We start from the raw sequence: 20,447 nt of genomic DNA, 5'->3' as shown, positions 1-20,447 counted from the left end.
GGCAAGCCGGTCATTCGCACCGCGCTTGCAGCAAAGGGCCTCGCCCCTTGGGCGGGCCGATAGTAGGCGAACAACGGGCCAATAACAGACCAGCATCAGGCCGGATTGTCGATCTCGATGAAACGGTGCTCCAGCCCCAGCTCCAATGCCACCTGCCCCGCCAGGGCCGGCGCGCCGTAGCGCTCGGTCGCATGGTGGCCGGCAGCCAGGAAGGCCACGCCCGTCTCGCGCGCCAGGTGCGCCTGCGGCTCGGAAATCTCGCCCGTGATGAAGGCATCGGCCCCAGCGGCAATCGCGGCCTCGAAGAAACCTTGTGCGCCGCCCGTGCACCAGGCAATGCGGCGAATGGGGTGAATGGGGCGCAGGCGCTCTCCCCCCACGCAGACAGGAGTGCGCCCCAGCGCCTGCTCCACATGCTTGCCCAGCGCCGCCGCGTCGGCAAACTCCGCCGCGGCCATCCAGCCCAGGTTCTGCTCGCCAAACGTTGCCTGGCCCTCAAGCCCCAGCTGCACACCCAGCTGCGCGTTGTTGCCCCATTGCGGATGGGCATCCAGCGGCAGGTGGTAGGCAAAGAGATTGATGTCGTGGGCCAGCAGCAGGCGGATGCGCTCCTTGAGCCAGCCCGTGATGCGGCCATCCATGCCGCGCCAGAACAGGCCGTGGTGCACGAAGATGGCATCGGCCTGCGCCTCGATGGCCGCCTCGATCAGCGCGCGGCTGGCCGTCACCCCGCTGACGATGCGGCGGATCTCGCCGCGCCCCTCCACCTGCAGGCCGTTGGGACCATAGTCCTTGAAGCGCTCGGGCTGCAGCAAACCGTCGAAGTGGGCCAGGAGTTCTTGTCGCGTGGTGCTCATGAAAGGATTGTCAGCGATCCATGCGGCGCACAGGAAAAAGGGCAGCCATGCTGCCCTTCATTCCACTGCCAAGCTCAGCCGCGCCTGGGTTGCCAACCACGGCAGGCAAGGGGCCAGAAGCCGATGGCCGCGCCCAGGATGCCCATGGCCGCCACATAGTGGGCCGGCGCCATCACATCCACCTGTTGCCACACGGACACCAGCATGGGCGTCATGCCGCCGAACACCGCATAGGCCATGTTGTAGGCAAAGGACAGGCCCGTGAAACGCACCTCGGCCGGGAAGGCGCGCACGCCCACCACCGGCAGCAGCGCAATGCTGCCCACGAAAAAGCCCACCAGCGCATAGCTCCACACCAGCGAGGACGCCGTGCCCGGCAGGTTCAGATAGAACGCATAGGCCGTCACTGTCATGCCCAGCCAGCCCGTGACCATGGCCACACGCGTGCCCATCCGGTCGGACAGCCAGCCCCAGAACACACAGCCCAGCGTCAGCGTCACCGTGGCCACGGCGTTGGCCTTCATGGCCAGGGCCGCGTCGATGTGGAAGACCTTCTGCAGATAGGCCGGCGTGAACAGCACCACCACCACGATGGCCGTGGACAGCACCCAGGTCATCAGCGCCACCAGCACGCAGGCCTGGCGGTGGTCGCGCACGATGGTCTTGAGCGGCAGTTCGCGGTCGGCCTGCTTGCGCGCCATCAGCTCCTGGAAGATGGGTGTCTCATGCAGGAACTTGCGCAGATAGACCGACACCAGGCCGAACACGCCGCCCAGGATGAAGGGCATGCGCCAGGCCCAGTCGTGGATCTCCTCGGCGCTGTAGGTGCTGTTGAGCCAGACACCGATGATGGAGCCCAGGAAAATGCCGCCCGTGATGCCCGAAGTCAGCGAGCCGATGGCAAAGCCATAGTGGCGCGCCGGCGCATGCTCGGCCACGAAGACCCAGGCGCCCGGCATCTCGCCACCAATGGCAGCGCCCTGCAGCACGCGCATGGCCAGCAGCAAAATCGGCGCTGCAATGCCGATGGAGGCATAGGTGGGCAGCAGGCCGATCACCAGCGTGGGCACGGCCATCAGGAAGATGGACAGCGTGAACATCTTCTTGCGGCCCAGGATGTCGCCAAAGTGCGCAATCAGAATGCCGCCGATGGGCCGGGCCAGGTAGCCCGCCGCAAAAATGCCCAGCGTCTGCAGCTGGCGCAGCCAGTCCGGCATCTCGGCCGGGAAGAACAGCTTGCCGATGACATTGGCGAAGAAAACGAAAACGACGAAGTCGTAGAACTCCAGGGTGCCGCCCAGGGCCGACAGGCCCAGGGTCTTGTAGTCCTGTCGGTTGAGAGGACGTGCGGTCGCAACAGCAGGGGCCATGCCCGGCTGCGCTTGGTCAAGCGTAGTCATGGTTTTTTTCCAGGGATCGAACAGCAGGACGGCGCGGTGGATGCCACGGCAACGGATGGGCGTGCGGCGGCAGATCGTTCTGCAAGACTTCGGGATCGGAGGACTTGGCTCTCTCTTGGGGCCGGCTTGTGGGCCGGCGCAACAGCGAACGCGGCGTGGCGCAGTCGTCGGGGGATTCTAGGGTTTGTACTGTAGCTGTGCGGGGAGCGCGGCTTTGGTGCTCGCCCGCCGGCCCACCGCCCCGCTCACGACATGCCTCACAATGGGGCCTTGTCCTCCCGCACAGAACACCACACTTCATGAAACGCACCTGGCTGCTGTTTTCGCAGGCGGTCACCATCCTGGTGGCTGCCTACTTCGTCGTTGCCACCCTGCAGCCGGACTGGCTGCGCCGCGGCGCCGTGCGCAGCAACGCGGGCATTGCGTTGCTGGAGGCGCCGGCCACGCCCGTCGGAGAAGTCAGCCCGGGCAGCTTTGCACCTGCGGCCAAGAAGGCAGCGCCGGCCGTGGTGAGCATCAACACCAGCAAGGCGGTACGGCATCCGCGCAGCAACGATCCGTGGTTCCAGTTCTTCTTCGGCGACCAGGGCACGCAGGAGCAGGCAGGCCTGGGCAGCGGCGTGATCATCAGCCCGGACGGCTACATCCTGACCAACAACCATGTGGTCGAGGGCGCCGATGACATCGAGGTCACGCTGACCGACAGCCGCCAGGCCAAGGCCCAGGTGATCGGTACCGATCCCGAGACCGACCTGGCCGTGCTCAAGATCGCCCTGGACAAGCTGCCCGTCATCGTTCTGGGCAATTCCGACCAGATCGACGTGGGCGACCGCGTGCTGGCCATCGGCAATCCCTTCGGCGTGGGCCAGACGGTGACCAGCGGCATCGTCAGTGCACTGGGCCGCAGTCAGCTGGGCATCAATACCTTCGAGAACTTCATCCAGACCGACGCCGCCATCAACCCCGGCAATTCGGGCGGCGCGCTGGTGGATGCCAGCGGCAATCTGCTGGGCATCAATACCGCCATTTATTCACGCTCGGGTGGCAGCATGGGCATCGGCTTTGCGATTCCCGTGTCCACGGCCAAGCTGGTGCTGGACGGCATCGTCAAGGACGGCCGCGTGGTGCGCGGCTGGATCGGCGTGGAGCCCAATGAGCTGTCGCCGGAGCTGGCAGAGACCTTTGGCGTGAAGGCCGACTCCGGCGTGATCATCACCGGCGTGCTGCAGGCAGGCCCCGCTGCCCAGGCCGGCATGCGCCCGGGCGATGTGATCGTGCAGGTGGGCGACAAGCCCATCCGCAATGTGTCCGAACTGCTGACCGCCGTGGCCGCGCTCAAGCCCGGCGAGGCCGCGAAATTCGATGTGCGCCGTGGCGAAGGCCCCGTGGAGCTGCAGATCACCCCGGGCCTGCGCCCTGCGCAGTCGGCACAGCGCATGCAGCGCCGCTGACCCGGCCCCCCGCCCCAACGAAAAAAGCGCCTGTTCACAGGCGCTTTTTCATTGCAGGGCCGGTGCTGAGCTACAGCTTGTGCAGGCGCTGGGCCGCGCGCCATTGCGCGCCGGGCGCCACATGCACGGGCGCATCGATGGCGGCGGCCTCCACGCACAGCATCTGCCGCCACCCCTGCGGCGGCATGTCGGGCAGACGTTCACACAGCGCGGGGCCGGGGTTCCAGACCACGGTCTCGGTCCAGGCGGCATCCTGCGAGATCCGCAAGCCGCCGCCAAGTGCGGCCAGCTCCATGGCGTTCCCGGGCCGGGGGTAGACGCGATCGAGCTCTTCGCCAAAGCGCACGTCACCGTGCTGCGTGGGATGGGTGTCGGCCACGGCATCCCAGTAAGGCAGGCCGTCAAGGCCTTGCAGCCGGCATTGCTCCACGTCCGCCACGCGCAGGTAGCTGTGCAAGGCGGCAGTGAAAGCCAAAGGCGTGTCGCCCCGGTTGTGCACTACCAGCTCCACGTCAAGCCGGCCGGGCAACAGCGTCACCTCCAGCCAGGTCTCGAAGGAATGCGGCCAGACGGCGCGCGTCTGCGGCGTGTCGGCGAGCCTGAGCCGCAGGAACAAGCCATCGCCGGCAAGAACCTCGGCCTGTGCTGCATCAGCCTGCCACGGCAGGGTGCGCGCAAAGCCGTGCTTGACCAGCGGGCCGCGTTGGTTGAACTGGGGAAAGCAGACCGGAATGCCGCCGCGTATGGGTGTGTGGCCGTCATGGGCGGCATGAGGGCTCAGGAACAGTTGCTCCTCGCCACCTGCCTGCCAGGACAGCAGTTGCGCCCCCTGCAAGGCCACCAGGGCAGCATCGCCGCAGGCCAGGCGCAGGCGGATGGCGGGCAGGCCCTGCCATGCATCAGCGCAGGCGCCGGGAGCTTGCGCGGCCGCAGGTAAAGCTGTTACTGCGGGAAAGGAAGATGTAACTTTCATGCTTGAATATAGCCTTTCCCCCGCCCAGCCTTCCTCTGTCATGCAACGCTCCCACGCTCCCTCTCCTCTTGTCCTGCGACTCGGCATGCTCGCCCTGGCCGCCTCCTTGGCTTCCTGCGGCGGAGGCGGTGGTGGTGACAGCAGCGCTGGCGGCGGCACCGGGGGCGATGGCGGCGGCACCGGCCAGCCCGGAGTGACCTCGGTCACCGTGCAATGGACGGCCCCTGCCGCCAGGGATGTGGTGACTGCAGGCTCGGCACTGACCCTGCGCGCAGGTGTTCTCGCAGATGGCGTGAATGCCGCCGATGGAACCGTGGTGAGCTTCAGCGCAGCCACAGGCGTCAGCACCTCGGCGCTGACCAGCTCCGGCGTGGCAACTGCCTCCCTGACCGGCGCCACGCCGGGCCGCCAGCAGGTGCAGGCCAGCGCCACCGTGGGAAGCCGCACGGGCAGCGCTTCGCAGACCTTCTATCTGCGCCCGGCTCCTGCGCCGCTGCGGGTGCTGGTGCCTGCGTATTTCTATCCCACGGGCGCGGGGGCCACGGCCTGGAATGCGCTGGCAGCCAGCGCCCAGGCAAATCCGACCGTGCAGATGACGGCCATCCTGAACCCGGCCAACGGCATTTTCAGTGGCCCGGATGCGAACATCACGCGCGCCGCAACCGCTTTTGCCAACGCGGGCGGGCAGTTGGTGGGCTATGTGAGCTCCAGCTATGGCACGGGCACGCGATCGCTGGCCAGCATCCAGGCCAATATCGACAACTATTTCACGCACTACGGCGCAGGCCTGGTCAAGGGCTTCTTCATTGACGAGATGGCGGCCACCGCCAACCGGCTGGACTTCTACCGCAGCATCTACCAGTACATCAAGGCCAAGAATCCCGACCTGATCGTGATCGGCAATCCGGGCCTCGTGCCCGTGGCCGGTTATGCCGATGTGGCCGATGTGCTGACCACGTTCGAGGGCAAGGGCTCCACGTACGCCACCTACGATCCGCGCACGACCAGTTTCGATTGGCTGTACGGGCTGGCCAATAGCCACCAGGCCTCGCTGGTGCACAACGTGTCGGGCTGCGCGGCCATGCAGACGGCCGTGCAGTCGGCCGCCTCGGCACGCTACCAGGCGGGATGGATCTATGTGACCCAGCTGGAGTTCGAGCCCAGCACCGGCGTGGGCAACCCCTGGGCCGGGCTGCCGAATTACTGGGATGCCTTTGTGCAGACCGTGCGCGCCACCAATGCCGGGCAAGCCCTTCCCGCCTGCTCGTAGAGGCCGCTTGAAACCCCGGCGCTGAATGCAGCGCGGGCGCCTGTCAGGGACAGGCGCCCGGGAATATCGAGAAGACGCAGGCCGCTCAGGCCGTGAGTTCGTCGGCGCGAGCCTGCGCTGCGGCGAAGTCGAGATCGCCCGAGTAGATGGCGCGACCGCAGATCACGCCCTCGATGCCTTCGTCCTCGACCTTGCACAGCGCCTCGATGTCGGCCATGCCCGCCAGGCCACCCGAGGCGATGACGGGGATCTTCAGCGATTGGGCAAGATTGACGGTGGCATCGATGTTGATGCCCGTGAGCATGCCGTCGCGGCCGATGTCGGTGTAGATGATGGACTCCACACCCCAGTCCTCGAAGCGCTTGGCCACCGAATGCACGTCCTGGCCCGTGAGCTTGCTCCAGCCGTCGATGGCGACCTTGCCGTCCTTGGCGTCGAGTCCGACGATCACATGGCCGCCGAAGGCGCTGCAGGCGTCCTGCAGAAAGCCGGGGTTCTTCACGGCAGCGGTGCCGATGATCACGTAGCTGATGCCGGCATCTATGTATTTCTCGATGGTGTCCAGATCACGGATGCCTCCGCCGAGCTGCACCGGAATCCGGCCGTCCACCTCTTTGAGGATGGCCTTGATGGCCGCAAGGTTCTTGGGCTGGCCCGCAAACGCGCCATTGAGGTCCACCAGGTGCAGGCGGCGCGCGCCGGCGTCGAGCCAGCGGCGGGCGATGATGGCCGGGTCTTCGCCGAACGTGGTCGACTGGTCCATATCACCCTGGATGAGGCGTACGCAGTGGCCGTCCTTGAGGTCGATGGCAGGAATGAGCAGCATGATGGTTTGCGAGCAATGAAGGCCTGGGATTCAGCGGCCGGTGCGGGGAAGAAAAGGGGATTCAGGGCTTCCAGCCCAGAAAGTTGCGGAACAGGGCCAGGCCCTGGTCAGCGCTTTTTTCGGGGTGAAACTGCGTGGCGAAAATATTATCGCGCGCGATGGCGCAGGCAAAGCGCCCGCCGTAGTCGGCCTGCGCAGCGCAATGCTGCGGCTGCTGCACCACGGCATAGAAACTGTGCACGAAGTAGTAGAAGCTGTCTTCGGGAATTCCACGCCACAGCGGGTGGGCATGGCCGGCGTTGTGCGTCTGGTGCACGCGGTTCCAGCCCATCTGCGGAACCTTGAAGCGGCTGCCATCGGCCTGGGTGCGGCCCGCCAGATCGAACTTGCGCACGTTGCCGGGGATGAGGCCCAGGCCGGGCACGTCACCTTCGTCGCTGTGGTCCAGCAGCATCTGCATGCCCACGCAGACGCCGAACAGGGGCTTGTTGGCAGCGGCATGCAGCACGGCTTCCTGCAGGCCGGATTCGCGCAGCTCGCGCATGCAGTCGGGCATGGCGCCCTGGCCCGGCAGCACGACGCGGTCGGCGGCCAGGACCACCTCGGGATCGGAGGTCACAACGACCTGCCAGCCGGAATCGGCGGCGGCCGTGCGCACGGCCTGTGAAACCGAGCGCAGATTGCCCATGCCGTAATCGACGACGGCGACGGTGTTGTCAGTCAAACTCATAGCGTGTGGCGCGTGTTCTGTCGGATTTTCGGCGGGATTGCCCGGTCAGATCAAGTTCTGGCCGATGCCAATCGCTTCTCTTTACAGAGCGCCCTTGGTCGAGGGGATGACGCCGGCCATGCGCTCGTCATGCTCCAGCGCAAAGCGCAGGGCGCGTGCGAAGGCCTTGAAGATGGTCTCGCACTGGTGGTGGGCATTGAAGCCCTTGAGGTTGTCGATGTGCAGGGTCACGCCCGCATGGTTGACGAAGCCCTGGAAGAATTCGTAGACCAGCTGGGTGTCGAGCTGGCCGATGCTGCCGGCCGTGAATTTCACGTCCATGTGCAGCCCGGGACGGCCCGAGAAATCGATGACCACGCGGCTCAGGGCCTCGTCCAGCGGCACATAGGCGTGGCCGTAGCGGCGGATGCCCTTCTTGTCGCCCACGGCCTTGGCAAAGGCCTGGCCCAGGGTGATGCCGATGTCCTCCACCGTGTGGTGGCCGTCGATGTGCAGGTCGCCCTCGCACTCGATGTCCAGGTCGATCAGGCCATGGCGCGCGATCTGGTCGAGCATGTGGTCCAGAAAGCCGATGCCCGAGCGCAGGCTGGCCTTGCCCGTGCCGTCCAGGTTGATGGCGACCTTGATCCGGGTCTCGGCGGTGTTGCGCTGCACTTCGGCGGTGCGTGCGGGAGCTGCATTGCTCATAGGGATTCCTTCAGGGCCGCCAGCATCTGGGCGTTTTCTTCGTGGGTGCCCACGGTCAGTCGCAGGCAGTTGGCCAGCAGCGGGTGCATGGCAGAGACATTCTTCACCAGCACGCCCCGGGCCTTCATCTCGGCCTGGGCGCGCGCGGCATCGCGCACGCGCAGCAAGACCATGTTGGCCTCGGATGGCCAGATCTTTTCCACACCCAGCAGCGTGGCCAGCGCATCGATCAGCGGTTGGCGCTCGGCGCGGATGGCCACGGCCTGCTGCGCATACAGCGCCTCGTGCTCCAGCGCGAAGATGGCCGTCTCGCAGTTGAGCACGCTGATGTTGTAGGGCGGGCGCACCTTGTCGATCTCGCCGACGATGGCGGCCGGGCCGATCAGGTAGCCCAGGCGCGCACCGGCCAGGCCGAACTTGCTGAGCGTGCGCATCAGCAGCACATGGGCGTTGCGGGCCGGATCGGCGCGCATGTTCTCTGCCCAGCTGCGGCGGGCGAAGGGCTGGTAGGCCTCGTCCATGACGACCAGGCCGCCGATGGCGGCGACCGCGTCGATCACGGCCTGCACATCGGCCTCGGCCCAGAGCGTGGCCGTGGGATTGTTGGGATAGGCGATATAGGTGATGGCGGGGCGGTGCTCGGCAATGGCGGCGCGCATGGCGGGCACGTCCAGCTCGAAGTCGGCCGTCAGATTGACGCCCACAAAGTCCAGGCCCTGCAGCCTGGCGCTCATGGGGTACATGACGAAGCCCGGCATGGGCGCCAGCATGGTGGCGCGGCCCTCGGCATGAGGCTGGGCACAGGCCAGGGCCAGCAGCGTGATGATCTCGTCCGAGCCATTGCCCAGCAGCACGGCGCTGCCGGCCGGCGCCTGCGCGTAGCGGGCCAGCATGTCCTTGAGCACTTCCTGGCGCTCGCCAGGGTAGCGGTTGATCTCCAGCCGGCCCAGGCGTTCGCCCAGCGCAGCCTGCAATTCAGGGGGCAGGCGGAAGGGGTTCTCCATCGTGTCCATCTTGAGCAGGCCTTGCGAGGGCTGCACATGGTAGGCATGCATGGAGCGGACATCGGCGCGGATGCGCTCCAGGGCCAGGGCCTGAACCTGCGGAATGGAAGCTGTCATGGCATGCACACTTTCACGAGTCGGTGGGGGAGGAAATCCATCAGCGAAGCCGCTCAGGCCTGCTGCTGCAGCGGCGCCTGGTGCAGCGGGTGCACCATGGCGACGCCGCCAAACTGGGCGCCGTGCGGCAGGTGCAGGGTCAGCATCTGCTCGCAGCCGCTGTGCTGGGCGCAGGCCACGGCCAGGCAGTCGCCAAAGGCCAGCTGGTGGCGCGATTGCACGGCCCAGGCGGTCTCCAGCGTGGCGGCATCGGTCTTCCAGGGCGTCCAGGTCTGGTAGCGGCGGATGGCGGCGCGCGCATCGCCCTGCGGCAAAGGCTGGGCGGCCGTGGTGACCTGTTCATAGAACTCGCACAGCGACTGGCTGCCGGTGCGCCCGCTGCGCGTGCGCCACAGCAGGTCCAGCCACTGCAGCACGGCGGCATGCAAGGCGCCCTGCCCCGTGTCTTCGGCAGCGACCAGCACGGAGGTATCGACGAAGACGGTGTTCATGCCTGGCCCTCGCGGCGCAGCGCGGCACTGCGCTGGGCGGGCTGCGTGGATGACGGCTGGCCGCCGTCCCAGCCGCGCTCGTCGGTGCGCCAGGCCAGGTAGGCGCGCTCGTAGGCGTCCTCGCGGCGCTGCATCTCGGCCATGAAGTCGCCCACCATGCGCGAGACGCTGGTGCCGCGGCGCGCGGCCTCGATGCGGGCCCATTCGAGCACGCTGTCTTCGACGGTGATGGTGAGGTTCTTCACAGGGTGCAAGTCTACACGAAATTCGTGCTCCACTGATTTCGTGTCGATTCTTGACATACTTGCTCTAGCGTTCAGGCAGCAAAAAGCGCCGCCCCTTTCGGTGACGGCGCCTTCGTCCAATAGGAAGCGAGTGTCTACTTCAGGCGCATTTCGGCCGCGCGCGCATGGCCTTGCAGGCCTTCGCCATGCGCCAGCACCGAGGCGATGCGGCCCAGGGTCTGGGCGCCCTGCTCGCTGACCTCGATGAGGCTGGATCGTTTCTGGAAGTCATAGACCCCCAGCGGCGAGGAAAAGCGCGCCGTGCCGCTGGTGGGCAGCACATGGTTGGGGCCGGCGCAGTAGTCGCCCAGGCTTTCGCTGGTGTAGGCCCCCAGGAAGATGGCGCCTGCATGGCGCAGCAGCGGCTCCCACTGGTGGGGATCGTTGCTGGAGACTTCCAGGTGCTCTGGCGCGATGCGGTTGCTGATGGCGCAGGCCTCCTGCATGTCGCGCGTGAGGATGAGGGCACCCCGGTCGCTCAGGCTCTTGGCGATGATGGCGCGTCGCGGCATCTCGGGCAGCAGGCGGTCGATCTCGCGCTGGACGGCGGCGATGTAGTCGGCATCGGGGCACAGCAGGATGCTTTGCGCCAGCTCGTCATGCTCGGCCTGGCTGAACAGGTCCATGGCCACCCAGTCGGGCGGCGTGCTGCCGTCGGCCAGCACCAGGATTTCACTGGGGCCGGCAATCATGTCGATGCCCACGGTGCCGAACACCCGCTTCTTGGCGCTGGCCACATAGGCATTGCCGGGGCCGGTGATCTTGTCCACCTTGGGGATGGTGGCCGTGCCGTAGGCCAGGGCCGCCACGGCCTGGGCACCGCCGATGGTGAAGCCGCGCGTGACGCCCGCCACATAGGCGGCAGCCAGCACCAGGGCATTCTTCTCGCCGCGCGGCGTGGGCACGACCATGATGATTTCCTGCACGCCAGCCACGTGGGCCGGAATGGCATTCATCAGCACGCTGGACGGATAGGCCGCCTTGCCGCCGGGCACATAAATGCCCACGCGGTCCAGCGGCGTGACCTTCTGGCCCAGCAGGGTGCCATCGGCGTCACGGTAGCTCCAGCTCTCGCCGCTGGCGCGCTTTTGGGCCTCGTGGTAGGTGCGCACGCGCTGGGCAGCGGCCGTCAGCGCATCGCGCTGCTCGTCGCCCAGGCTGTCGAAGGCGGCCTTGAGCTCGGCCTGCGTCAGCTCCAGCGCTGCCATGCCGTCCACCTGCAATCCGTCGAAGCGCGCCGTGTACTCCAGCACGGCCGCATCGCCACGCTTTTGCACATCGGCCAGGATGTCGGCCACGCGCTGCTCGATGGCCGCGTCCGTGTCTGCCGACCAATGCAGGCGCTGCGCAAAATCGTGTTCGAAGTTGGCGTCCGCAGTCGACAGGCGGGCAGGGGCAGCTACATATTCCATTGTGGTTTCCTTGGGGTCTAGCAGGCCGTCTCGCAGCCGTGCTTCAGTATCAAGAACAGGCGCGCGCCGTAGTAGCCGTCGCGCAGGGGCCAGTCCTGGTCGCGCAGCAGGGCCTCAGCGCTGGGCCACTTCTGATTGTCCTTGAGCGCTTCAATGGTGAAATCACCATTGTTCTGCCCGACAAAGAAGCGAAACCAGTGCAGGTCCTCGTCCTTGTCCAGCGCCTCGGCCTCGATCAAGGCGCGCAGGCGCTCAGCGATGCCTTCGGGCAGCGGGGCATCGTTGCGAAGATGCCAGGGGCCCGGATAGGCCTGCCAGTGCCTGCCCTGGGCCTGCCAGGCCTCGGCTGGCACGGCATCCTCATCGCGCGCCGTCCACAGGGCGGAGAGCATCACATGCAGGTCGCTGACAGCGAAGTGGCCGAATGCGTCGTGCATTCCCTGCAGGCCTTCACCCAGGCCCGTGAAATTCTCGATGATCTCGTGCTCGTCCGGCAGGCGGACCACCACGGCCAGGGAACCGACCAGGGGATGGCCGAGGTAGGCACCGCGCCAATCAGCCAGCACGCCTGGTGCCTGGCCGCCAGGCAGCAGCCAGCCGTTGTATTCCTCGCAGGGCAGGCCATGCGCGGCGAAACACAGCGCAAGCGCCTCCTTCGCCGGATCGCCGGGCTCAGCCCCTGGGGCCATTTACCGCCTCGGCGAAGGCATCGATGATGTGGCGCAGCGGCTCGCGCTTGAGCTTAAGCGCCGCCTGGTTGACCACCAGGCGCGAGCTGATCTCCATGATGGGCTCGACCTCGACCAGGTCATTGGCCTTGAGCGTGTTGCCAGTGGACACCAAGTCGACGATGGCGTCGGCCATGCCGGTCAGCGGGGCCAGCTCCATGGAGCCGTAGAGCTTGACCATGTCCACGTGCACGCCCTTGGTGGCGAAGAAGTTGCGCGCGATCTCGGGATACTTGGTGGCGATGCGCAGACGGGCGCCCTGCTTGACGGCCAGCGCGTAGTCGAAGCCGTTGCGCACGGCGACGCTGACGCGGCAGCGCGCGATCTTCAGGTCCAGGGGCTGGTACAGGCCCTGGGCACCATGCTCGATCAGCGAGTCCAGGCCGGCCACGCCGAGGTCGGCGCCGCCGTACTGCACGTAGACCGGCACGTCGGAGGCGCGCACCAGCACCACGCGCACGTGGCTCTGGTTGGTCTCGAAGATCAGCTTGCGCGACTTTTCAATGTCTTCGGTGACCGAGATGCCGGCAGCGGCCAGCAGCGGCACGGTTTCGTCGTAGATGCGGCCCTTGGACAGGGCAATCGTGATGGTCATTGGGAAACTCTTTCGATGTCGGCACCCAGGCCGCGCAGCTTGTCTTCCATGCGATCGTAGCCGCGGTCCAGATGATAGATGCGATCGACCAGGGTCTCGCCCTTGGCCACGAGGCCGGCGATGACCAGGCTGGCCGAAGCGCGCAGGTCGGTGGCCATGACGGCCGCGCCCGACAGCGACTGGCTGCCGGTGATGGTGGCCACGCGTCCGTCGGTGGTGATCTGCGCGCCCAGGCGCAGCATCTCGTCGACGTGCATGAAGCGGTTCTCGAAGATGGTCTCGGTGACCATGCTGCAGCCTTCGGCCACCAGGTTCAGCGCCATGAACTGCGCCTGCATGTCGGTGGGAAAGCCCGGGTACTCGGTGGTGCGGAAACTCTGGGCCTTGAGCTTGCCGGCAGCGCGCACGCGGATGCCGCCCTCCTCGGCGGACACTTCGGCCCCAGCGTCCTTGAGCTTGTCGATGACCGCGCCCAGGTGGTCGGCACGGCCATTGCGCAGCAGCGCCTCGCCGCCCGTGGCCGCCACGGCGCACAGGAAGGTGCCGGCCTCGATGCGGTCGGCCACCACCTGGTGCTCGCAGCCGCTCAGCCGCTCCACGCCCTGGATGACGATGCGGCTGGTGCCGTGCCCTTCGATCCTTGCGCCCATCTTGATGAGCATTTCGGCCAGGTCGCCGATCTCGGGCTCCATGGCGGCGTTTTCCAGCACCGTCTCGCCTTCGGCCAGCACGGCGGCCATCAGGAAGTTCTCGGTGCCCGTGACCGTCACCATGTCGGTGGTGATGCGGGCGCCCTGCAGGCGCTTGAGATGCCCGGGCAGGCACGCGTGCATGTAACCGTTCTCGACAACGATCTCGGCACCCATGGCCTGCAGGCCCTTGATGTGCTGGTCCACGGGGCGCGAGCCGATGGCGCAGCCGCCGGGCAGCGACACGCGGGCCTGGCCGAATCGGGCCAGCAGCGGGCCCAGGGCCAGGACCGAGGCGCGCATGGTCTTGACCAGTTCGTAGGGTGCCTCGGGGTTGGACAGAGAGCCGGCGTTGATGCGCACGGTGCCGCTGTCATCGTGCTCGGCGCCGACACCCATGTTGCGGATGAGCTTGAGCATGGTGGCCACGTCCTGCAGGCGCGGCACATTGCGCAGGGTGACGGGCTCGGACGACAGCAGCGCGGCGCACAGCTCGGGCAGGGCGGCATTCTTGGCGCCGGAGACCGTCACCTCGCCATGCAGCGCTCGGCCACCGCGAATCAGGAGTTTGTCCATGGCTGACAGACTTGAATCTGGAAATCGGGAAAAGGGAGATGCCGCACGGGCCGTATCGACCAGTTGCGGCAGAAAGTCTGAGGCGTCGTGACCGGGCTGTGCGCTCAGGCCTGGCCAGCCTGGGCAGCCCACTCGGCGGGCGTGTAGGTCTTCATGGACAGCGCATGGACCTCGTCGGTATGCATGCGCTGGCCCAGCGTGGCGTAGACCAGGCGCTGGCGCTGCAGCAGGCGCTGGCCCTCGAATTGGGCCGAGACGATGGTGGCAAACCAGTGCCGTCCGTCGCCTTCCAGCGCAATGTGTTCGCAAGGCAGGCCGGTGGCGATCAGTTCCTTGAGTTGGTCTGCAGTCATGGGGAAGCTTTCCTGCCATGCATCGCGGCATGGCCTTGGTTGGCGGCGGCGCCGGGCGCCGGCCGCCTGTTCATGGGTGGGTTCGAAAATGCCGGCACAGCGCCCGCCGCAGCCTGAGGAAAAACCTCAGCCGCGGATCTTGTAGCCGATGCGCAGCAGATGCACGGCCAGGGCACTCACCGCCAGCCAGGCCGAGCCGACGATGGCCAGGCTGACCCAGGGCGATACGTCGCTCTGGCCGAAGAAGCCGTAGCGGAAACCGTCGATCATGTAGAAAAACGGGTTCAGATGGCTGACTTTTTGCCAAAAAGGCGGCAGGGACTGGATCGAATAGAACACGCCCGACAGGAACGTCATGGGCATGATCAGGAAGTTCTGAAAGGCCGCCATCTGGTCGAACTTGTCGGCCCACAGGCCGGCGATCACACCCAGCGTGCCCAGCAGCGCCGCGCCCAGCAGGCCGAAGACCAGAATCCACAGCGGTGCCGTGAATTCGGGAATGGCGAAGTACAGCGTGACGACGAACACGCCCGCGCCCACCAGCAGCCCGCGCAACACCGACGCTCCCACATAGGCCCCGAACCAGGCCCAGTGCGACAGCGGCGTGAGCAGCACGAAGACCATGGAGCCCATGATCTTGCTCTGCACCAGGCTGGAGGAGCTGTTGGCGAAGGCGTTCTGCAGCACGCTCATCATCACCAGGCCAGGGATCAGGAAGGCCGTGTAGCTGATGCGGTCGTACACCAGCACCCGGCCTTCGAGCACATGGCCGAAGATCAGCAGATAGAGCACGGCCGTGAGCACGGGTGCGGCCACGGTCTGGAAGCTGACCTTCCAAAAGCGCAGCACTTCCTTCTTGAGCAGAGTCTGCCAGCCGTTCATGCCGAAGCTCCCTGCGAAGTCTGTCCCTGCTCATTCATCACATGGATGAAGACGTCCTCCAGATCGGCGCGGCGGATTTCCACGTCCTCGGGCACGACGGAGCCCTCGCGCAGCGCGGCGAGCAGGCGCTCCACATCGCTGGCGTCGTTGGCGGGTATCTGCACGATGCGGCCGGTCACCCGCGCCCGTGCGGCCAGGGCCGGCGGCAAGGCGGTATCGGTCTTGAACTGCAGCACGTTGGAGGAGGCGGACTTGAGCAGATCCGACATGGTCGAGAGCTTGACGATGTTGCCCTGCTTGAGCATGGCCACGCGGCTGCACAGCGCCTCGGCCTCTTCCAGGTAGTGGGTGGTGAGCAGCACGGTATGGCCTTCGCGGTTCAGGCGTGCGATGAAGTGCCACAGCGTCTGGCGCAGCTCCACGTCCACGCCGGCCGTGGGCTCGTCGAGCACGATGATGGGCGGCTTGTGCACCAGCGCCTGGGCCACCAGCACGCGGCGCTTCATGCCGCCGGACAGCTGGCGCATGTTGGAATTGGCCTTGTCGGTCAGCCCCAGGCTGTGCAGCAGCTCGTCGATCCAGTCGTCATTGTTCCTGACGCCGAAATAGCCGGACTGAAAGCGCAGCGCCTCGCGCACATTGAAGAAGGGATCGAAGACCAGCTCCTGCGGCACGATGCCCAGCTTGCGCCGGGCAGCCGAGTAGTCGGCATGCACGTCGCTGCCCTGGACCAGCACGCGGCCGCTGGTGGCGCGCGACAGGCCGGCCAGGATGCTGATCATCGTGGTCTTGCCAGCGCCATTGGGACCGAGCAGGCCGAAGAACTCGCCCTCCTCGATGTCCAGACTCACGTGGTTGAGCGCCTGGAAGGCCCCCTTGGGGGTCTGGTAGGTCTTGGAGATGGATTGGAATGAGACGGCAGACATGCGAGGCGCGATTCTAGGCCCTTGCAGCCAAACCTGCCTTGCAGGGCTCTTTGCAGCGGCGCGCTGCGCCGGCTCAGGAGGGGGAGGATGCGGCCATGTCGGCCAGCAGCCCGTCGACGCCATACAGCGCCGCCATGGACTGCAGGCCCTGCGGCAGGCCCACGACCACCAATTGCTTGTCTGCCGCCTTCGCGGTGCGGCGGCAGGCCAGCAGCACGGCCAGTGCGGACGAGTCGAAGACCTCGACACCGCTGGCATCGACACGCACCTGGGCGCCGTCGAAGGCCTGCACCTGGGGCCGCAGCTGCACGAGACAGCTGCGCGCCTGGCGGTAGGTCAGTTCACGGGGGAGCTGCAGCATGGCGCGTGCGTCCGCGGCTGTCAGCCCTTGGAGGGCGGCGTGGCCGGCATCTTGCTGCGCGTGGCCAGAGTCTCGATCAGGCCGTCGATGCCGCGGGCATTGATTTCCTGGCTGAACTGGTTGCGGTAGGTTTCCACCAGCCACACGCCCAGCACGTTCAGGTTGTAGATCTTCCAGCCGTCGCCGGACTTCTCGAGCCGGTAGTCCAGCTGCACGGGCTCGCCGCGGCCCAGCACTTCGGTGCGCACCAGCACATCGGTGTCGCCGGCTGCCGCGCGCAGGGGCTTGACGTTGATGGTCTGGTTGCTGACCTGCGTCAGCGCGCCCGAATAGGTGCGGATCAGCAGGGCCTTGAACTCGGTCTCCAGCTTCTCGCGCTGCGCAGGCGTGGCCTGGCGCCAGGCCGGCCCCACCGAGGCGGAGGTCATGCGGCGGAAATTCACATACGGCATGACCTTGTCATTGACCAGCGCATTGACCTTGGAGACATCGCCCTCGCGCAGCGAGGGGTCCTTCTTGATGGTTTCCAGCACGTCGGTGGAGACACGCTTGATCAGCGCATCGGGGGTCTCGCCGGCTGCGCGGGCCGGCAGTGCCGCGCCAAGGGTTCCCATGGCCAGCATGGCTGCAGCGGCAGCGCTCCAGGCACGTCGATTGATCATCACTCTTCCTTTCCCAGCAGGGCCTCATGCCCCGGACCGGGTTGATATTGCACATTTTTCCGGCCGCGCCATGTCAGGCAGCGGCCGTTTTTCATCTCGGGATGTTACGAACTGCTTACTTCGCGCCGTCTTCGGGCGGCAGCTTGCCGGCATCGTCGTCGTAATCCTCGATGCGACCGTCATCACCCGACTTGCCACGCCGCAGGTTCAGGTAGACATCGCGCGTCAGGCTGTAGCGGTCGAGCGCGACGGAGTCCAGCGTGTCGGAGGCATTGAGCAGGCGGGCACGTGTATCCACCAGTCGCAGCACATACAGGCTGTTGCGAACCGGGATGTCGTTGATCGCCGACATGGGGTTGCCCCAGGCATCCACCGGAAGAGCCGCCGTGTCACGCACCGTGGACGGGCCCAGCAGCGGCAGCACCAGGTACGGCCCGGTGGGCACGCCCCAACGACCCAGGGTCTGGCCGAAGTCCTGCTTTTGGCGCTCGATGCCGGCCTCGCTGGCGATGTCGAGCAAGCCGCCCAGGCCGAAGACCGTATTCACCGAGAACCGCACGACGGAGTTGTAGGCGCCTTCGGCCTGGCCCTGCAGCGCGTTGTTCACGAAGGACCAGACATCGCTGAGGTTGGAGAAGAAATTGCTCACGCCATCGCGGGCCAGACGCGGAGTGACGTCGCGGTAGGCCGTGGCCACCGGCTTCAGGACGGCACGGTCCAGGCCGTCGTTGAACGAGTAGACGCTGCGGTTGAACGGCTCGAACGGGTCCTGGGGATTGCGGGCCTCGCCCGGCGCGGTGGCGCAGCCGCTGAGCAGCGAAGCGGCGGCCAATGTGCCCAGCATGGCTGCGCGCTGCCAGGATGCTGCCTGGACTGCAGGGCGACCCACGGTCGCCTGTTCATGGTTGGTTGTCATTCTTTGCCTCCTGCACCGGAGCTGCCACCCTGCTCGGCCTTGCCGTAGAGGAACTGTCCGATCAGATTTTCCAGCACAACGGCCGACTGGGTTGCGACGACGCGGTCGCCATCCTTGAGGTTGTGGTCATCTGCGCCGGCTTCGATGCCGATGTACTGGTCGCCGAGCAGGCCGCTGGTCAGGATCTTCAGGGAACTGTCCTTGGGAAACGCGTAGCGGTTTTCCATGGCCATGGTCACGCTGGCCTGAAAGACCTGATCGTCGAAGGTGATGGATTCCACGCGGCCCACGACGACGCCCGCGCTGCGCACGGCCGCCTTGGGCTTGAGTCCGCCGATGTTGTCGAAGCGCGCGGTCAGCGTGTAGGTTTTCTGGAAGCTCAGGCTCAGCAGGTTGGCCGACTGCAGCGCCAGGAACACCAGCGCCGCAGCGCCGATCAGCACGAACAGTCCGACCCAGACATCACTCTTGGATTGCTGCATGGTTTGTTTTTCCTTGTTTTGCGGGGGTGGCTTCGGTGCCGGGTCAAAGGCTGAACATCGTGGCCGTGAGCAGGAAGTCCAGCCCCAGCACGGCCAGCGAGGCCATCACCACCGTGCGCGTGGTCGCGCGGGACACGCCTTCGGGCGTGGGCTTGGCTGCATAGCCCTGCAGCAGCGCGATGAAGGTCACCGCCACGCCGAACACCAGGCTCTTGAGAACGCCGTTGCCCAGGTCATACCACCAGTCCACGCCGTTTTGCATCTGGCCCCAGAAGGCACCGCCATCGACGCCGATCATGACCACGCCCACCAGCCAGCCGCCGATCACGCCGACGGCGCTGAAGACAGCGGCCAGCAGCGGCATGGCGATCAGGCCGGCCACGAAGCGCGGCGCCAGGATGCGGCGCACGGGGTCCACGGCCATCATTTCCATGGCCGACAACTGCTCGCCGGCCTTCATGAGGCCGATCTCGGCCGTCAGCGCCGTGCCGGCACGGCCGGCAAACAGCAGCGCCGTGACGACGGGGCCGAGCTCGCGCACCAGGGACAGCGCCACCAGCAGGCCCAGCGCCTCGGCCGAGCCGTAGCGCTGCAGGGTGTAGTAGCCCTGCAGGCCCAGCACGAAACCGACGAACAGGCCGGACACGCCGATGATGGCCAGCGAATAGTTGCCCAGGAAATGGATCTGGTCGCCAATCAGCCGCGGCCTGCCCAGCGCCGGCCCCATCAGCGCGAGCAGGCGGCCGAACAGGCGGGTGCCCATGCCCAGCTGGGTCAACTGGTGGCGCACTGCCGCGCCGATGCGAGCGGGATGCAGCCGGTTCATGCGCGCCTCCGGCCGTTGGCCTTGACCGGGCTTTCAGGCGTGCCGAAATCCTCTTCGGCGCTCACGCCGGGGTAATGGAAGGGTACGGGGCCGGTGGCGCGTGCGTGGATGAACTGCTGCACCAGCGGATCGGGATTGGCCTTGACTTCCTCGGGCGAGCCCTGGGCGGCGACACCGCCGTTGCCCAGGATGACCACATGGTCGGCCACATGGAAAGTTTCCTCCACGTCATGGGACACCAGGATGGAGGTCAGGCCCATGGCGTCGTTGAGTTCTCGGATCAGTTGGGCAGCGGTGCCCAGGGAAATGGGATCCAGCCCGGCGAAGGGCTCGTCGTACATGACCAGTTCGGGGTCCAGTGCAATGGCCCGCGCCAGCGCCACGCGGCGGGCCATGCCGCCCGATATCTCGCTGGGCATGAGGTCGCGCGCACCGCGCAGACCCACGGCATGCAGCTTCATGAGCACGATGTCGCGCACCAGTTCGTCGGGAAGGTCGGTGTGCTCGCGCAGCGGGAAGGCCACGTTGTCGAACACGCTCATGTCGGTGAACAGGGCGCCGAACTGGAACAGCATGCCCATGCGCCGGCGCGCAGCGTACAGGCCCGCGGCGTCCATGGTGGTGACGTCCTTGCCATCGAACAGCACCTGCCCCTGCTGGGCATGCTGCTGGCCGCCGATCAGGCGCAGCACGGTGGTCTTGCCCCCGCCCGATGCGCCCATCAGGGCCGTGACTTTGCCGCGCGGCACCTGCAGCGACAGGTCGCGCAGGATCACACGCTCGCCATAGCCGAAGGTGACGTTGCGCAACTCCACGAAAGAGGCGGTTGGGATCATGCTGTGGTGCGGTCGATAAATGTTCGCAGGCAAGCCCGCTATTGTGCAGACAGGTGCCGCTGCTTGCTCACCACCGCCCGAGATAAACATACATCCGTGTATGTTTCTCAAAA

General features: G+C 66.5%; 24 protein-coding genes. 2 read left to right on the top strand and 22 right to left on the bottom strand.

From position 1 onward, the window contains the following. Nucleotides 1-95 precede the first annotated feature (95 nt). Together AAN986_RS05670 and AAN986_RS05665 are read right to left on the bottom strand one after the other, a co-directional pair. The gene (locus tag AAN986_RS05670) at nt 96-857 is read right to left on the bottom strand and encodes a Nif3-like dinuclear metal center hexameric protein (protein ID WP_047217095.1); all 762 of its coding nucleotides are present in this window, start codon (nt 855-857) and stop codon (nt 96-98) included. 74 nt (nt 858-931) lie between these two features. Further along, nucleotides 932-2,257, bottom strand: a complete 1,326-nt coding sequence (locus AAN986_RS05665) for an MFS transporter (protein ID WP_016445594.1) — start codon at nt 2,255-2,257, stop codon at nt 932-934. A 299-nt stretch (nt 2,258-2,556) separates the two neighbouring features. Between AAN986_RS05665 and AAN986_RS05660 the strand changes: the two genes are divergently transcribed. Beyond that, nucleotides 2,557-3,708, top strand: a complete 1,152-nt coding sequence (locus tag AAN986_RS05660) for a Do family serine endopeptidase (RefSeq protein WP_016445593.1) — start codon at nt 2,557-2,559, stop codon at nt 3,706-3,708. Nucleotides 3,709-3,778: 70 nt separating this feature from the next. Here AAN986_RS05660 and AAN986_RS05655 read toward each other — a convergent pair whose 3' ends face one another. Continuing rightward, a complete protein-coding gene (locus AAN986_RS05655) occupies nt 3,779-4,681 on the bottom strand; it encodes a D-hexose-6-phosphate mutarotase (protein WP_241150306.1) in 903 nt (300 codons plus the stop codon). 85 nt (nt 4,682-4,766) lie between these two features. On the opposite strand from AAN986_RS05655, the gene AAN986_RS05650 reads away from it, so the two are divergent. After that, nucleotides 4,767-5,951: a spherulation-specific family 4 protein gene (locus tag AAN986_RS05650; RefSeq protein ID WP_043790009.1), complete on the top strand. Its 1,185-nt coding sequence runs from the start codon at nt 4,767-4,769 to the stop codon at nt 5,949-5,951. 85 nt (nt 5,952-6,036) lie between these two features. Here AAN986_RS05650 and hisA read toward each other — a convergent pair whose 3' ends face one another. The 19 genes from hisA to AAN986_RS05555 all read right to left on the bottom strand — a co-directional run bounded on the left by hisA (nt 6,037) and on the right by AAN986_RS05555 (nt 20,334). Continuing rightward, on the bottom strand, nt 6,037-6,777 hold the full coding sequence (gene hisA / locus AAN986_RS05645; protein ID WP_016445590.1) for a 1-(5-phosphoribosyl)-5-[(5-phosphoribosylamino)methylideneamino]imidazole-4-carboxamide isomerase: 741 nt from the start codon (nt 6,775-6,777) through the stop codon (nt 6,037-6,039). 61 nt (nt 6,778-6,838) lie between these two features. Next, a complete protein-coding gene (gene hisH / locus AAN986_RS05640; protein WP_017405475.1) occupies nt 6,839-7,507 on the bottom strand; it encodes an imidazole glycerol phosphate synthase subunit HisH in 669 nt (222 codons plus the stop codon). An 81-nt stretch (nt 7,508-7,588) separates the two neighbouring features. Continuing rightward, nucleotides 7,589-8,194: an imidazoleglycerol-phosphate dehydratase HisB gene (gene hisB, locus AAN986_RS05635; RefSeq protein WP_047217096.1), complete on the bottom strand. Its 606-nt coding sequence runs from the start codon at nt 8,192-8,194 to the stop codon at nt 7,589-7,591. Then, nucleotides 8,191-9,315, bottom strand: a complete 1,125-nt coding sequence (gene hisC / locus AAN986_RS05630) for a histidinol-phosphate transaminase (protein ID WP_047217178.1) — start codon at nt 9,313-9,315, stop codon at nt 8,191-8,193. The genes hisB and hisC overlap by 4 nt, the downstream gene beginning before the upstream one ends. A 53-nt stretch (nt 9,316-9,368) precedes the next feature. Then, nucleotides 9,369-9,806, bottom strand: a complete 438-nt coding sequence (locus tag AAN986_RS05625) for a PIN domain-containing protein (RefSeq protein WP_047217097.1) — start codon at nt 9,804-9,806, stop codon at nt 9,369-9,371. Further along, nucleotides 9,803-10,108 (bottom strand): hypothetical protein, encoded by a 306-nt coding sequence (locus AAN986_RS05620; protein ID WP_174538854.1) that lies wholly within the window; start codon nt 10,106-10,108, stop codon nt 9,803-9,805. Before AAN986_RS05620 ends, AAN986_RS05625 begins: the two co-directional genes overlap by 4 nt. Before the next feature lie 77 nt (nt 10,109-10,185). Then, nucleotides 10,186-11,502, bottom strand: a complete 1,317-nt coding sequence (gene hisD, locus AAN986_RS05615; protein ID WP_013800800.1) for a histidinol dehydrogenase — start codon at nt 11,500-11,502, stop codon at nt 10,186-10,188. A 17-nt stretch (nt 11,503-11,519) separates the two neighbouring features. Next, on the bottom strand, nt 11,520-12,191 hold the full coding sequence (locus tag AAN986_RS05610; protein WP_047217098.1) for a DUF6348 family protein: 672 nt from the start codon (nt 12,189-12,191) through the stop codon (nt 11,520-11,522). After that, the gene (hisG, locus tag AAN986_RS05605) at nt 12,175-12,825 is read right to left on the bottom strand and encodes an ATP phosphoribosyltransferase (protein WP_047217099.1); all 651 of its coding nucleotides are present in this window, start codon (nt 12,823-12,825) and stop codon (nt 12,175-12,177) included. Before hisG ends, AAN986_RS05610 begins: the two co-directional genes overlap by 17 nt. Next, on the bottom strand, nt 12,822-14,090 hold the full coding sequence (murA, locus tag AAN986_RS05600) for a UDP-N-acetylglucosamine 1-carboxyvinyltransferase (RefSeq protein WP_047217100.1): 1,269 nt from the start codon (nt 14,088-14,090) through the stop codon (nt 12,822-12,824). The genes hisG and murA overlap by 4 nt, the downstream gene beginning before the upstream one ends. A gap of 104 nt (nt 14,091-14,194) precedes the next feature. Beyond that, entirely contained in the window at nt 14,195-14,443 is a 249-nt protein-coding gene (locus AAN986_RS05595) for a BolA family protein (RefSeq protein WP_012207326.1), read from the bottom strand. 126 nt (nt 14,444-14,569) lie between these two features. Next, on the bottom strand, nt 14,570-15,325 hold the full coding sequence (locus AAN986_RS05590; protein WP_016445581.1) for an ABC transporter permease: 756 nt from the start codon (nt 15,323-15,325) through the stop codon (nt 14,570-14,572). After that, a complete protein-coding gene (locus AAN986_RS05585; RefSeq protein WP_013800798.1) occupies nt 15,322-16,251 on the bottom strand; it encodes an ABC transporter ATP-binding protein in 930 nt (309 codons plus the stop codon). The genes AAN986_RS05590 and AAN986_RS05585 overlap by 4 nt, the downstream gene beginning before the upstream one ends. Before the next feature lie 73 nt (nt 16,252-16,324). Continuing rightward, nucleotides 16,325-16,612: an STAS domain-containing protein gene (locus tag AAN986_RS05580; RefSeq protein ID WP_047217101.1), complete on the bottom strand. Its 288-nt coding sequence runs from the start codon at nt 16,610-16,612 to the stop codon at nt 16,325-16,327. A gap of 20 nt (nt 16,613-16,632) precedes the next feature. After that, entirely contained in the window at nt 16,633-17,274 is a 642-nt protein-coding gene (locus AAN986_RS05575) for an ABC transporter substrate-binding protein (protein WP_016445579.1), read from the bottom strand. Nucleotides 17,275-17,389: 115 nt separating this feature from the next. Then, nucleotides 17,390-18,190 (bottom strand): VacJ family lipoprotein, encoded by an 801-nt coding sequence (locus tag AAN986_RS05570; RefSeq protein ID WP_046239369.1) that lies wholly within the window; start codon nt 18,188-18,190, stop codon nt 17,390-17,392. Continuing rightward, nucleotides 18,187-18,672: an outer membrane lipid asymmetry maintenance protein MlaD gene (gene mlaD / locus AAN986_RS05565; RefSeq protein WP_016445577.1), complete on the bottom strand. Its 486-nt coding sequence runs from the start codon at nt 18,670-18,672 to the stop codon at nt 18,187-18,189. Before mlaD ends, AAN986_RS05570 begins: the two co-directional genes overlap by 4 nt. A gap of 43 nt (nt 18,673-18,715) precedes the next feature. Beyond that, the gene (gene mlaE, locus AAN986_RS05560; protein WP_016445576.1) at nt 18,716-19,498 is read right to left on the bottom strand and encodes a lipid asymmetry maintenance ABC transporter permease subunit MlaE; all 783 of its coding nucleotides are present in this window, start codon (nt 19,496-19,498) and stop codon (nt 18,716-18,718) included. After that, the gene (locus AAN986_RS05555; protein WP_016445575.1) at nt 19,495-20,334 is read right to left on the bottom strand and encodes an ABC transporter ATP-binding protein; all 840 of its coding nucleotides are present in this window, start codon (nt 20,332-20,334) and stop codon (nt 19,495-19,497) included. The genes mlaE and AAN986_RS05555 overlap by 4 nt, the downstream gene beginning before the upstream one ends. Between the last annotated feature and the right edge of the window lie 113 nt (nt 20,335-20,447).

This window comes from Delftia sp. DS1230 (assembly GCF_040112715.1).
Lineage (GTDB): Bacteria > Pseudomonadota > Gammaproteobacteria > Burkholderiales > Burkholderiaceae_C > Comamonas > Comamonas tsuruhatensis.
Note: the sequence above shows the minus strand (reverse complement) of the source record. Positions and strands in the feature narration are given on the sequence as shown.